Source organism: Amnibacterium setariae (assembly GCF_003581425.1).
Classification (GTDB): Bacteria; Actinomycetota; Actinomycetes; order Actinomycetales; family Microbacteriaceae; genus Amnibacterium; species Amnibacterium setariae.
On the sequence record NZ_QXTG01000002.1, the window covers coordinates 1254999 to 1267611 of the forward strand.

General features: G+C 74.8%; 14 protein-coding genes. 6 read left to right on the forward strand and 8 right to left on the reverse strand.

Features of this window, described 5'->3' with window-relative positions; genetic code table 11:
- The gene (locus D1781_RS14080) at positions 1-687 is read right to left on the reverse strand and encodes a DUF4397 domain-containing protein (RefSeq protein ID WP_233551355.1); all 687 of its coding nucleotides are present in this window, start codon (positions 685-687) and stop codon (positions 1-3) included.
- 137 nt (positions 688-824) lie between these two features.
- Positions 825-1652, reverse strand: coding sequence for an SDR family NAD(P)-dependent oxidoreductase (locus D1781_RS14085; protein ID WP_119483364.1), 828 nt, complete (start codon positions 1650-1652; stop codon positions 825-827).
- An 85-nt stretch (positions 1653-1737) separates the two neighbouring features.
- Between D1781_RS14085 and D1781_RS14090 the strand changes: the two genes are divergently transcribed.
- From D1781_RS14090 to D1781_RS14105, 4 genes are all read left to right on the forward strand, one after another.
- Positions 1738-2730, forward strand: a complete 993-nt coding sequence (locus D1781_RS14090; protein WP_158590108.1) for a LysR family transcriptional regulator — start codon at positions 1738-1740, stop codon at positions 2728-2730.
- Positions 2727-3653, forward strand: coding sequence for an AraC family transcriptional regulator (locus D1781_RS14095; RefSeq protein WP_119482854.1), 927 nt, complete (start codon positions 2727-2729; stop codon positions 3651-3653). The genes D1781_RS14090 and D1781_RS14095 overlap by 4 nt, the downstream gene beginning before the upstream one ends.
- 107 nt (positions 3654-3760) lie before the next feature.
- Positions 3761-4681: an SDR family oxidoreductase gene (locus tag D1781_RS14100; RefSeq protein WP_119482855.1), complete on the forward strand. Its 921-nt coding sequence runs from the start codon at positions 3761-3763 to the stop codon at positions 4679-4681.
- Positions 4678-5421, forward strand: a complete 744-nt coding sequence (locus tag D1781_RS14105; RefSeq protein ID WP_119482856.1) for an SDR family oxidoreductase — start codon at positions 4678-4680, stop codon at positions 5419-5421. The genes D1781_RS14100 and D1781_RS14105 overlap by 4 nt, the downstream gene beginning before the upstream one ends.
- A 31-nt stretch (positions 5422-5452) precedes the next feature.
- Here D1781_RS14105 and D1781_RS14110 read toward each other — a convergent pair whose 3' ends face one another.
- From D1781_RS14110 to D1781_RS14120, 3 genes are read right to left on the reverse strand one after another with little or no spacing between them, the layout of a single operon-like run.
- Positions 5453-5689: a hypothetical protein gene (locus D1781_RS14110; RefSeq protein WP_147392108.1), complete on the reverse strand. Its 237-nt coding sequence runs from the start codon at positions 5687-5689 to the stop codon at positions 5453-5455.
- 45 nt (positions 5690-5734) lie between these two features.
- The gene (locus D1781_RS14115; protein WP_119482858.1) at positions 5735-6295 is read right to left on the reverse strand and encodes a GNAT family N-acetyltransferase; all 561 of its coding nucleotides are present in this window, start codon (positions 6293-6295) and stop codon (positions 5735-5737) included.
- A gap of 56 nt (positions 6296-6351) precedes the next feature.
- Positions 6352-7047: a Type 1 glutamine amidotransferase-like domain-containing protein gene (locus D1781_RS14120; RefSeq protein ID WP_233551439.1), complete on the reverse strand. Its 696-nt coding sequence runs from the start codon at positions 7045-7047 to the stop codon at positions 6352-6354.
- A 77-nt stretch (positions 7048-7124) separates the two neighbouring features.
- Here D1781_RS14120 and D1781_RS14125 point away from each other — a divergent pair, with 77 nt between their 5' ends.
- A complete protein-coding gene (locus D1781_RS14125) occupies positions 7125-8180 on the forward strand; it encodes a DNA topoisomerase IB (protein WP_119482860.1) in 1056 nt (351 codons plus the stop codon).
- A 97-nt stretch (positions 8181-8277) separates the two neighbouring features.
- Here D1781_RS14125 and D1781_RS14130 read toward each other — a convergent pair whose 3' ends face one another.
- From D1781_RS14130 to D1781_RS14140, 3 genes are all read right to left on the reverse strand, one after another.
- The gene (locus D1781_RS14130) at positions 8278-9456 is read right to left on the reverse strand and encodes a sialidase family protein (protein WP_199706611.1); all 1179 of its coding nucleotides are present in this window, start codon (positions 9454-9456) and stop codon (positions 8278-8280) included.
- A gap of 250 nt (positions 9457-9706) precedes the next feature.
- On the reverse strand, positions 9707-9889 hold the full coding sequence (locus D1781_RS14135) for a hypothetical protein (RefSeq protein WP_119482861.1): 183 nt from the start codon (positions 9887-9889) through the stop codon (positions 9707-9709).
- Positions 9890-10021: 132 nt separating this feature from the next.
- Positions 10022-10954, reverse strand: coding sequence for an NADP-dependent oxidoreductase (locus tag D1781_RS14140; protein ID WP_119482862.1), 933 nt, complete (start codon positions 10952-10954; stop codon positions 10022-10024).
- A gap of 140 nt (positions 10955-11094) precedes the next feature.
- Here D1781_RS14140 and D1781_RS14145 point away from each other — a divergent pair, with 140 nt between their 5' ends.
- Positions 11095-12507 (forward strand): MFS transporter, encoded by a 1413-nt coding sequence (locus D1781_RS14145; protein ID WP_119482863.1) that lies wholly within the window; start codon positions 11095-11097, stop codon positions 12505-12507.
- The last annotated feature ends 106 nt before the right edge of the window (positions 12508-12613 follow it).

The following is a 12613-nucleotide window of genomic DNA, read 5'->3' on the forward strand; positions in this document are numbered from 1 at the left end:
TCAGCGGTTGGTCTTGACGGTCTGCACCGCGACGGTCAGGTTCCCCTGAGCCGCGCTGCCCCACGCGTAGACGATCGTGTCGGTGTACCGCTTGACCTTCACGTCCGCGGGTCCGATGACCGGCTTGGTGGTGCCCGCGAGCGCGACGGCGATCGAGTACGTGCCGGCCGGCACGTTCGCCTTCGACTGCTTCGGGTTGCGCAGGTTCTTCATCGACGCCGTGCCGTTCGCGAACACGTCCACCGCGGGCGCCGCGGCGATGTGCCGGACGATCAGCCGGCCGTCGCCCTTCGGCGTCTTCTTGAGCGTGTTCAGGTAGAGCGTCGCCGTCGGCTTGCCGGAGGCGGTCAGGTGCGCCGCGACCGTGTAGTTCCGGTGCGCGTGCAGCTTGATCTTCTTCGGGCCGATGATCGGGTGCTTGTCGTTCTTCGCCGTCGCGGCCGTGATGCGGACCGTGTAGGTGCCCGCCTTCACCGTGAGCGGGCCGGCGAGCGTGCCCGGCTTGAAGTCGTTCAGGACCCGCTTGTGGTTCAGGTAGACGTCGACCGGGGTGTTCGGCACGGCGTGGAGCACCGACAGCTTCGTCGTCGGAGCGGGGCGGTGGGCGGGCGCGGCCTGGGCGGGGGCGGCCAGGCCGACGGTGAGCAGTGCTGCGGCGGCGATGCCGCTGATCAGTGCCTTGCGCACGATCGGACTCCTTCATGGGATGTCGTGGGCCGCCGGCGGCGCCCCATCACTCCCACTACGGCTGCGAGGCCACCGGCGGATGCGGCCGAACCTGGGAATCCGCTGTCGACCGCATCCGCTGCTCGTCGCCACCGGGTTCAGTCGCCGGAGCCCTCCCCGAAGGCGCGGAGCGCCAGGGGCTGCCACCGCCGCCAGGTCGCGAGCCGCTCGTCGTAGATCGCCGCGATCTCGTCGAAGGACCTCCCGAGCAGGACGCGGTGCGGGGGCTCGGCGGCGTCGACGATCTCGAGGATCGCCGCGCGCGTCGCCCGCGGGTCGCCCGCCTCGAAGCCGGGCGCGGCGGCACGGACGCCGTCGTACGCCGCGATCGCCGCGCTCCGCCGCGACCCGCGGCTGAGCCAGTGCGTCGCGTAGGGGCCGGGCTCGACGTTCGTCACCCGCACCCCGAGCGGCTCGACCTCCTGCCACAGCGACTCCGACAGCCCCTCCAGCGCCCACTTCGACGCGTGGTACGCGCCGATGCCCGGGAAGGCCCGGACGCCGCCCTCGCTCGTGACCTGCAGCAGGTGCCCGCGGCCCTGCTCGCGCAGCACCGGCAGCACCGCCTGCGTCACCCAGACCGCGCCGAAGAAGTTCGTCTCGAGCTGCTCGCGCAGCTCCCGCTCCGTGAGCTCCTCCACCATCCCGAACTGGCCGTAGCCCGCGTTGTTGACGACCACGTCGATCCGGCCGAAGCGCCCGCGCGCCTCCTGGACCGCGGCGAACACCGCCTCGCGGTCGGTGACGTCCAGCGCCAGCGCGAGCGCCGCGTCGCCGAAGCGCTCGGGGTAGTCGGCGATGCTCTCGGGCCGGCGCGCGGTCGCGACGACGCGGTCGCCGCGCTCGAGTGCGGCCTCGGTCCACTCGCGGCCGAAGCCCGTGGACGCGCCGGTGATGAACCAGGTCCTGGTCGTGCCGTTCGTCATGCCCTCCACCCTGCGCTTGTGCAAGACCTTCCACCAGCGAATACTGGGATACCTCGACATGCCGGATCGGAATGGGAGGCGGTGGGTGCCCGACCTCGACACGGCCCTCCTCCGCGTGCTGCGCGCCGTGCTGGACACCGGTTCCTTCACCACCGCGGCGGCCGAGCTCGGCTTCACGCAGTCCGCCGTCTCGAAGCAGATGCGGACGCTCGAGTCCCTGGTCGGCGCACCGCTGTTCGTGCGCGGCGCACGCGGCGTGCAGGCGACGCCGACCGGCCTGCTCGTCGCGGACCGGGGCGCACGGGTGCTGGAGCAGCTCGCGCTGCTCGACCGCGAGCTGTTCGAGCTGCGCTCCCCGCTCGCCGGGCACGTGGTGCTCGGCGGGTTCGCCACCGCCGCCGTCCGGCTGGTGCCCGCGACGATCGCGCGGGTGCAGCGCGACCATCCCGGGGTCGCGCTCGAGTTCGAGGAGGGGTCGACGCCGCAGCAGATCCGCCGCCTCCGCTCGGGTCGGCTCGACCTCGCCCTGCTCGCGGTCGGCGAGGGGCTGCCGGACTACGACCTGCAGGGCGTCGCCCGGGAGGACCTGCCCAGCGGGCCGCTGCTGGTCGCGGTGCCGGAGCGGCACCGCTTCGCCGCACGCGGCACCGTGAGCGTGGACGAGCTGGCCGAGGAGCGCTGGATCGGCGGCCGCACCCCGCGCGGCGATCCGCACTTCGGCGCCTGGCCGAGCCTCTCGACGCCCCGGGTCGTCACGGAGATCGGCGACTGGTCGATGCGCCTCGGCTTCGTCGCCGCAGGGATCGGCATCACGACGATCCCGGGCCTGGCGGTCGGCGCCCTGCCGCACGGCGTCGTCGCCGTGCGGGTGGACGACCCCGGCTGGCGGGGGCGGCGGCTCCTGCTCGCCTGGATCGGCGAGCTCTCCCCCGCCGGGCGGGTCGTCCGCGCGGCCGTCCGCGCGGAGGCGGCCGTGCTGAGCGCGGAGGCCGGCGGCGGCCCGGACGGCGCCGCCGGGCCACGGGCCGCGGATCGGCCCGTGGACGCAGCGGTGCCGGGCCGAGAGGATCCGGCATGACCACCGCGACGGCCGCGCTCCCGATCCGCAGCTCCCGTCCGACCCGCGCGACCGCGGGCACGGTGGGCGCCGACGCGCTCCGCGCCCTGCCGTCGACGCTGCTCCGCGAGACGACCGACGCCCTCGGCCCGCAGGTCGCGCTGCGCGAGTTCGTCGATCCCCTCCGGACCGCCTTCGTGCTCCCGCCGAGCGACGCCCTCGCCGTGATCGTCGTCACGCGCGGCCACTACGTGCTGCAGACCGGGCCGGCCCGGGCACGGGCGCACGCGCTGATGTCGCCGGGCGCCTCCTCCGTCACGCGGCCGGGTCGCGAGATCCACGCCGCCTGGCGGACGAGCGCACCGGTCGACCTGCGCTCCCTGCACCTCCACGTCTCCCGCGCGCTGCTCGACCGGACCGCGGAGGAGCTCGGGTCGCCGAGCACGGAGGGACCCGACTGGCTGCGGCGCGGCGATCCCTTCGTGAGCACCGTGCTGCGCCAGCTCGCCGCCGACGTGCGGGCGGCCGCGCCCCGCCTGCACCTCGACACCCTCGTCCAGGCGCTGCTCCACCACCTCATCGCCCAGGACCGCCCGGATCCGCGCGCAACCCCGCCGCTCGGCGCCCGGGCGCTCGCCGAGGTCGTCGACCTCATGCAGGCGCACGCCGAGGACCCGCTGACGCTCGAGCGGCTCGCCGAGGTCGCGCACCTCAGCCCGCAGCACTTCCTGCGACGGTTCGCCGCGGCGACCGGCAGCACCCCCGTCCGGTACCTCACCCGGATCCGCATGGAGCGCGCGGCCGAGCTGCTCCTCGACGACGCTCTGGCGGTGCAGGACGTCGCGCTGCGGTGCGGGTACGCCGACCACTCCGCGTTCAGCGCCGCCTTCCGGCGCTTCTGGGGCCGCTCCCCCAGCGAGCACCGCCGCGGCGCCGGATCCTGAGCAGGACCGCCACAGCCCGCGGTCGTCCCGCCACCGTCCGGCCGCCCCTCGCGGGCGAGCCTGGCACCGGGAGCCCTCCGAGCGGGAGGCTCCGGGAAGGCGGACCCATGACGAGGACAGTGCTGGTGTCCGGAGCCTCGAGCGGCTTCGGCGCGATGACGGTGCGGGAGCTCGCGCTCGCCGGCGACCGCGTGTACGCGGGCATGCGGGCGGTGGACGATCGCAACCGCCCGGCCGCGGACGACGCGCGGGCGTTCGCCGCCGAGCACGGCGTCGACCTGCGGCCGATCGAGCTCGACGTGAGCGACCAGGGCTCGGTCGACCGGGCGGTCGCCCGGGTGATCGAGGAGAGCGGGCGCATCGACGTGCTCGTCCACAACGCCGGGCACATGGTGCTCGGCCCGACGGAGGCGTTCACGGTCGAGCAGATCGCCGAGGTCTACGACACCAACGTGCTGTCGACGCAACGCCTCAACATCGCCGTCCTGCCGCACATGCGCGAGCAGCGGGACGGCCTGCTCGTCTGGGTCGGCTCCTCGAGCGCCCGCGGCGGCACGCCGCCCTACCTGACGCCCTACTTCGCGGCGAAGGCGGCCGAGGACTCCCTCGCCGTCGGCTACGCGGTCGAGCTCGCCCGGTTCGGCATCGACACGGTGATCGTCGTGCCCGGCTCGTTCACGACGGGTACGAACCACTTCGCGCACGCGGGGCACGCGGCGCGCGACGACGTCGCGGCGGCCTACGAGGAGCGGTATCCGGACCTGCTCGAGAGCGTGGGCGAGCGGCTCGCGGACCTCGCGCCGGCGGACCAGGACCCGCACCAGGTGGCCGTGCGGATCCGGGAGGTCGTCGCGCAGGAGAAGGGGACGCGGCCGTTCCGCGTCGTGGTCGACCCCGCGGACGACGGCGCGGGCCGCGTGTACGAGGTCGGCGACCGCGTCCGCCGCGAGTTCTACGAGCGGATCGGCCTGACCGACCTCCTCACCCCCGCGGTGGACGCCCCGGCCACGACGGGCGCGGACCGGTGACGGGCCCGGAGACGAGCCGTCGGGTCGCCCTGGTCACGGGCGGCTCGGGCGGCATCGGCCGCGCGGTGGTGGACCGGCTCGCCCGCGACGGCTACGACGTCGCCGTGCACTACGCGGGCAACGAGGCGCGGGCGCAGGAGGCGGTGGCCGCCGTCCGGCAGCAGGGCGGCCGCGCCCTCGCGGTCGGCGGCGACGTGGCCGACGAGGTCGCGATGGGGACGCTGTTCGACACCGTCGAGCAGGCCCTCGGCGGCATCGACGTCGTCGTGAACACGGCCGGGATCATGGTCCTCGGGCCGGTCGTCGGCTTCGACCTCGCGGACCTCGACCGCATGCACCGGACGAACATCCGGGGCGCGTTCGTGGTGTCGCAGCTCGCGGCCGCGCGCCTCCGCGCGGGCGGCGCGCTGATCAACTTCTCGACGTCGGTGACGCGGCTGCAGTTCCCGACCTACGCGGCGTACGTCGCGTCGAAGGCGGCGGTCGAGGGGCTGACGCTGATCCTCGCGCGGGAGCTGCGCGGACGGGACGTCACCGTGAACGCGGTGGCGCCCGGCCCGACCGCGACGCCGCTGTTCCTCGACGGAAAGAGCGAGGAGGAGGTCGGCCGGCTGCGGTCGGCGGCGCCGCTCGAGCGGCTGGGGCAGCCGGACGACGTCGCGGAGGCGGTCGCCTTCCTCGCCGGCCCGGCCCGATGGGTGAACGGGCAGGTGCTGTTCGTCAACGGCGGCATCGGCTGATCGGCGCCGCGCCGCGGTCGGGTCCGCGCGGTCAGGAGTAGAGCGACCGCACGTCGTGCGGGTCGTGCTCCTCCGCGCCGGGCTCCCGCGGCGCGCTGCGCCGGACCGTCGCGAGGGCGCGGGCGAGCTGCTGCAGCCCGTCCGCGGCACGGAGCAGGTCGGCGACGACGAGGTGCTCGGGCAGCCGTTCGGCCGCCTCCTGCGCCCGCGCCCGGTCCTCGAGGTCGATGAGGCCCTGCACGGCGGACACCAGTTCGTCGCTCGTCACCACGACATGGTCGTCGCTCGCGGTTGCGAGAACGGCGGGCGCGGTTCAGCCCGCGGGGGCGAGCGCGCGCTGCCAGACCTCGTAGGCGCACGGCTCGGCGAGCGCGTCGGCGAGCTCCGGGTGGTCCTCCGTGATCGACCCCTCGCCGACGCGGCGGTAGCCGAGGCGGGAGTACCAGGCGCGCAGCCGCTCCTTCGAGGGCTGCTCCCGACCGATCGGCACGAGCAGCTCGAGCTGCATCGTCGTGGCGCCGGCCGCCCCGACGTGCGCCTCCGCGGCCCCGACGAGCGCGGCGCCGAGGTGCCCGCCCTGCGCCGCCGGGTCGACGGCCAGCATGCCGAACCCCCAGCGGTCCGGGCCGAGCGCCTGCACCCGCACGACGCCGACGAGGCCGTCCGCCGCGCGGGCGACGAGCAGCCGCCCGGCACGCAGGTCCTCCCGCAGCTGCGCCGCGTCGACGCGCGGCGTGCCCGGCCGCCACATGCCCGCCTCCCCGATCGCGTACGCCGCGTTCACCACGGACGCGAGCCGCGCGACCAGCGCCTCGTCGTCGGCCGCGGTCGGATCCGGCACGGCGATCGTCGGGGCGGGAGCGGGTCCGGTCACGGCCGACCATCTTCGCCGTCGTCGGCCGGGAGCCCGGTCATCGAGCGACGGCCTGCTCACCGGGAGTCGACGACGGTCCCCCGCTCGTCGTACCGCAGCCAGTGCCCGTCGCCGACGACCTCGGGCTCGGCGCCGGGGTCGCGCACGAGCAGCGCGGAGGCGTCGTCGAGGAACCACACCGGCGCACCGAGCGCCGCGGCGCCCGCGGCGGCCCAGGCCGTCGCGTCCTCCGGCAGGAACGGGGCGCCGAGGTGGCAGAGGACGGTCCAGTCGAGCAGCGGCACGGCGGCCGCGACGTCGTCGCCGAGCTCGAGCATCGCCACCTCCTCGTGGTCGTCGAACGCGTCGACCGCGTCCGCGTGCCGCGTCGAGAAGATCATCGAGCCGGCGGACATGCCGACGTAGACCCCCCGCTCGAGCACCTCCTCGAGCACGGGCACGAGCCCGGTCGCCCGCCACGCGTGCGCGAGCCAGTGGTTGCTGCCGCCGTACCCGAACACGACGTCGGCGCCCCGGAGCCGCGACTCGAGCAGCGCGCGGGGCCCGCCGAACAGCGACACGACGTCGAGCTCGGCCCAGCCCAGCGAGTGGAGCTGCTGCAGGTGCCGCAGCAGCATCGAGCTGTCGCCCGGGAACGGGAGGATCGCGTCGATCACGACGGCGACGCGCGATTCGGCCACCGGCTTCCCGGTCAGGGCGACGAGCGCGTCCAGGATCGGTCCCGGCGTGATGCCGCCGGAGGTGAGGAGCATGCGCACGGGCGGCAGCCTGGCACCGCGACCGGCGGCGCGGAAGCCCTCGCCCCGCGGCAGCGGTAGCGTGCGGCGACGTGAGCGACCCTGCGGCGACCCTCGTCCGCGCGCTGCGCCGCACCGGGCTCCACCGCGTCGGCACGAGGCCCGACCGCTGGATCGACGATCACGGCGCCGCGGTCGTCGACCCGGTCGTGCTCGCGCGGCTGTCGGCGCTCGCGCTGCCGCCGGCCTGGTCGGACGTCTGGGCCTCGTCCGACGCCGGGGCGCGGGTGCAGGCGACCGGCGTCGACGCGCGCGGACGCACGCAGTACCGCTACTCGGCGGAGGCGCTGGACCTCGCGGCGAGGGACAAGTTCCACCACGTGCTCGACTTCGGGGCCGGGCTGCCGGAGCTGCGGGCGCACGTGCAGGCGCACCTCGATCCGGAGGACGGCGACCGCCCCTCCGTCCGCCGCGCGACCGCGGCGATCGTGCGGATCCTCGACCGCGGGCTGCTCCGGGTCGGGAACGGGCGCTACGCCCGGGACAACCACACCTACGGCCTGACGACGCTGGCGGCGGAGCACGTCGCCGTGCACGGCCCGGCGATCGAGTTCGCCTTCGTCGGCAAGGAGCACCGTCCTTGGCACGTGGTGCTCGAGGACGAGCCGGTCGCCGCGGTGATCGGCGAGCTGCTCGCGCACGCGGAGACGCCGTCCGCCCCGCTGTTCGCCGTCGGCCCGCCGGGCCGGCGGCAGGAGGTCACGAGCGCCGCGGTGAACGCGTACATCCACGGCCTCACCCGCGTGGCCGCGTCCGCGAAGACGTTCCGCACCTGGGGCGGCACCGCGATCGCGGCGGCGGTGGCCGCCGGTGCGACGGCGGACGGGATCGCGCACTCCCGGCGTGCCGACCTCGCGCCCGTCGACGTCGCGGCCGCGATGCTCGGCAACACCCGCGCGGTCGCCCGGGCCTCCTACGTCCATCCGGCCGCGATCGAGGCGGGCCGGAGCCCGGAGGTCGTCGCCGCCGTCGACGCCGCGGCCGACCGGGTCGGCAGCCGCGACGTCCATGCGGTCCTCGACGACCCCGCGGTCGTGCGCGCGGTCGCCGGGCGGCTCGGGGTCGCGGACGCGTCGGCCGCGGCCTGACCCGCGCGCCGATCCGCCGCGGATCGTGCCGCTCGACCACCCCGTCGGGCCGCCGGGACCGGAGCGCCTCCGCGCCCGGCCCGGCGGTCCGACGCGGTCAGCCCCGCACGGAGACGACGCCGGCCTCGATCGGTGCGCTCTCGCCGTACTGCGCGCCTGTGATGACGAAGACGAGGCCCCGGTTCCCGGGCGCCCCGGGCCCGTCGAGCGGGATCGTCTGCCGGCTGTAGCCGGCGGGGATGGGCGTCGCGAGCCGCGTCCACCGCCGCGGGTCGCCGAGGCGGTGGTTGATGAAGAGGTCCTGGTCGTCGTTGCCGGTGACGATGATCACGCCGTCGCGGGTGCCGTCGTCCGCCCATGACACGACCGGGGCACCGTTCGGCGCACCGCCGTTCTCGTCGAGCAGCGGCGTGTCCTTCGCGAATCGGAATTCCTCCGGATCCTTCGCGATCCGATAATGCACGTGGTACGAGTACTCGTCCTGATCCGGGTTCGCCGGGTCGTCCGGCTCGCCGAATTCATAGGTCATGATCCAGCGGTCGCCGCGAATTCGCGCGATCGTCGTCATGCCGGGTCGCTCGGCATAGGCGGTGCCGGTCGCATCGTCCACGACGGGACCCCAGGTGCGCAGGTCCCGGCTCGTCTGGTGCGCGAGCTTCTGCCCGAACTTCGGATCCCGCTGGTCGGAGTAGTAGCAGATCAGCCTCCCCTCGTGCAGGAGCAGGAAGGGCTCCCACACCGGGGTGGCGCCGTTCGTCGTGTCGGGCCTCCCGCCGCGGGCGACGGTGCTGAGGAACGTCCACGTCAGGCCGCGGTCGGTGCTCGCGTAGAGCTGGATCTCGGTGCTCGTGAACGTGCCGAAGTTGTTGCAGGCGAAGAGCAGCGCGCCCTTCGGCAGGCCCGCGAACGCCCGCGGCAGCTCGTAGAGGTAGGGCTGCAGGGCGACGCCGGTGACCGGGATCGTGCTGTACTTCGACCAGGTGCGCCCCTGGTCGTCGCTGCGGTAGAGCGGGAAGCCGGCGGTGCCGAACGCCTGGTAGGTCGCCAGCAGCGTCTTCGACCTCCCGGCCGCGCCGGACGTCAGCCGGACCGCCCGGGCGTAGGACCCGTTGACGGAGGCGTCGGTCACGAGCACGGGGCCGAAGGGCGCGAGGCCGCCGGAGCCTCTCGGCGCGGTCGCGGCGAAGGCCGGGCCACCGGCACCGACGGCGGCGCCGACGGCGACGGCCGCGCCGCCGCCGAGGAACATCCGGCGGGAGAGCGATGAATTGCGCAATTGCGCAATTCCGTTTCCGAGCGCGTCGGAATCGGACATGGAGACCTCCTCATCGAGTTCCCCCGCGGTGGCGCACTCCCCTGTGCGCGACCCGAATTCGGGGGCCACATCCGCAGGCTACGTCCGCATTCTTCGCGAATGCAAGAGCAATTCCCGGCGACGATGGGCCCGGGAATTCGACACGCCGAGCGCGCGAGCACGGAAGGCCGAGTCGCTCACGCACCCGCCGCCGGACGCGGGCAGGCCGGTCTCAGTGCTGGGCGAGCGAGGCGTCCACCCAGGTCTGCAGCGCCGGCCAGTGCTCGTGCGCGACCTCCCGCTGGTCATCGGTCCTCGCCGCGACGACGTAGCCGGACGCGTCCAGCCGGAGGAAGACGTGCCCGAGCCCCAGCCCGGGCGGGACGCCGTCGAAGGTCTCCGGGGACTCCGTCATGGACCCGAGCGTCGCAGCAGCGGTCGCGAGCCCGGCGCGGAGACGCTGGCGATCCGCTGAGCGTCCTGCGCCCGGAGGCGAGGAAGCGGCCCCGGAGGCGCACCGAGCTCTCCAGGGCCGCTCCCCCGGATCTCACGCCGCGAGGACGATCACCTTGCCGGCGACGGGGCCGGCGGCCGCCTCGGCGTGCAGGGCCGGCAGCTCGGCGAGCGGGATGCGGCGGGTGACCTCGACGGTCAGCCCGCCCTCGTCCACCAGCGCTGCGAGCCGCGCGAGGCGCTCGCGGTTCGGCAGCACGAAGACCACCTTGGAGCCGATGCCGCGCGCTGCGTCGTCCGGCGCGGGCATCCAGGCGGTCGTGCTGACGACCACGCCGCCGTCCCGCACGAGCGCGACGAGCGCGGTGAACCGCTCCGGCTCGATCGGCGCCAGGTTGAGCAGCACGTCGACCTGCTCGGGGACGCTCTCGAGCAGGTCGGCGGTCGTGCGGTCGACGACCTCGTCCGCGCCAGCGGCCCGGACCGCGTCGATGCTGCGCGGGCTCGCCGTGGCGATCACGTGCGCACCGGCGCGCTTCGCCAGCCGGATCGCGTACTTGCCGACGACGCCGCCCGCGCCGACGATCAGCACGCGCCGGCCCGCCTGCAGGTCCGCGTCGTCGAACAGCGCCTGCCACGCCGTCAGCGCGACGGAGGGCAGGGCGGCGGCGTCGGCCAGGGGGATGCTCGTCGGCGCCGGGACGACCGCCTCGGCCGGGGCGACCACGTACTCGGCGGCGCCGCCGTCGCGCTCCATCGGGAGGAAGCCGAAGACGGCGTCTCCCACCGCGAGCCCTTCGACGCCCTCGCCGACCGCGTCGATCGTGCCCGACACGTCGTAGCCCGGCACGTGGGGCAGGACGACCGGGATCGGGAGGAACCCGGCCCGCATGCCGTTGTCCGCCGCGTTGAAGGCGGAGGCCGCGACCCGCAGCCGCACCTGGCCCGCCGCGGGGACGGGCGTCTCGATCTCCTCGACGCGGAGCACCTCGGGACCGCCGACCTCGTGGAACCGCACTGCCTTCATGATCCGATCCTCTCCTCATCTGCTTCGGATTCGAAGCAATGGGAAGACCGTAGCACCGCTTCGAACTCGAAGCAATTATCGGTCGCCGCGCGGGGACGGCGCTCGCCGGACGACGGAGGACGACCCCGTAGCGTTGCCGCGTGAGCGGTGCTGCGACGGGTAAGGCGCCAGCGCTGAACCGCCCGCTCGCCGTCCTCGTCGCCGGTGCGTTCTTCCTCGAGAACCTCGACGGGACGATCATCCAGACCGCCGTCCCGGCCATCGGCCGCGACTTCGGGCTGCGGGCCGTGGACGTGAACGCGGCGATCACGGCCTACCTGCTCGCGGTCGCCATCGGGGTGCCGCTCGGCGGCTGGCTCGCGGACCGGCTCGGCGTGCGGCCCGTGTTCCTGAGCGCGATCGCGCTGTTCACGCTCGCCTCGATCGGGTGCGCGTTCAGCACCGGGATCGTGGCGCTGTGCGTGCTGCGGGCGATCCAGGGCGTCGCGGGGGCGCTGATGGTTCCGGTGGGCCGGCTCGCCGTCCTCCGCGCCACCCGCACCCGCGACCTGATCACCGCGATCGCGTACCTGACCTGGCCCGGTCTGCTCGCCCCGGTGATCGCGCCCGCGATCGGCGGCCTGCTCACCGACACCGTCGGCTGGCCGTGGGTGTTCCTGATCAACGGGCCGCTCGGCGTCGCGCTGCTGATCGCCGGTCTGCGTCTCGTGCCGCGCAGCGACGTGCGCGAGCGCCGCGGCTTCGACGTCGTCGGCTTCGCGCTGCTCGGCACCGGGCTGGTCGCGCTGCTCCTCACGCTCGAGGGCCTGGGCGATCCCGCTTCGGGTCGCACGGGGCTCGTCGTGCTCGGCGCGGTCGCCGTGCTGGCGCTCGTCGCCGCGGTCGGCTGGATGCGCCGCGTCGAGCACCCGCTGCTCTCCTTCCGCTCCCTCGGCATCCCGACGTTCCGGGCGAGCAACCTCGGCGGCGGCGTCTACCGGCTCGTGGTCTCCGCCCTGCCGTTCCTCTACACGCTGCTCTTCCAGGTGGGCTTCGGCTGGTCGGCGGCGCTCGCCGGCGTCGTGGTCGTCGCGGTGTTCGTCGGCAACCTCGCGATCAAGCCGTTCACGACGCCGATCATCCGGCGGTTCGGGTTCCGGACGACGATCATCGGCAGCAGCGTCGCCGGCGCCGCGCTGTCCGCCGCGTTCGTGCTCGTCGGGCCGTCGACCCCGATCCCGCTGCTGGTCGCCGCGCTGCTCGTCGCCGGCGCGTTCCGCTCGATCGGCTTCACCGCCTACAACTCGATCCAGTTCGGCGACGTGCCGCCGGAGCTCACCTCGGGCGCGAACACGCTCGCGGCCACAGTGCAGCAGATCGCGATCGGGTTCGGCATCGCGGTCGCCGCGCTCGCCGTCCGGGCGATGCTCGCGCTGGCGTCCGTCGTCGCACCGGGCGAGCAGGACCTCGGGTACCGCTGGGCCTTCGGCGTCGTCGCGGTGGCGCTGCTCATCCCGGTGATCGAGACCGCGCTGCTCCCCCGCCATGTCGGCGCGGCGGTGGCCGCGCGCTGACCCGCGCGCACCTGCGGCCTCGGACCGGACGCACCGGCTCGCGCCGTGCGGCACAATTGGTCCGAGCCAGACCAATCGGCTCGCTCCACGGCTCCGAACGTCCCGT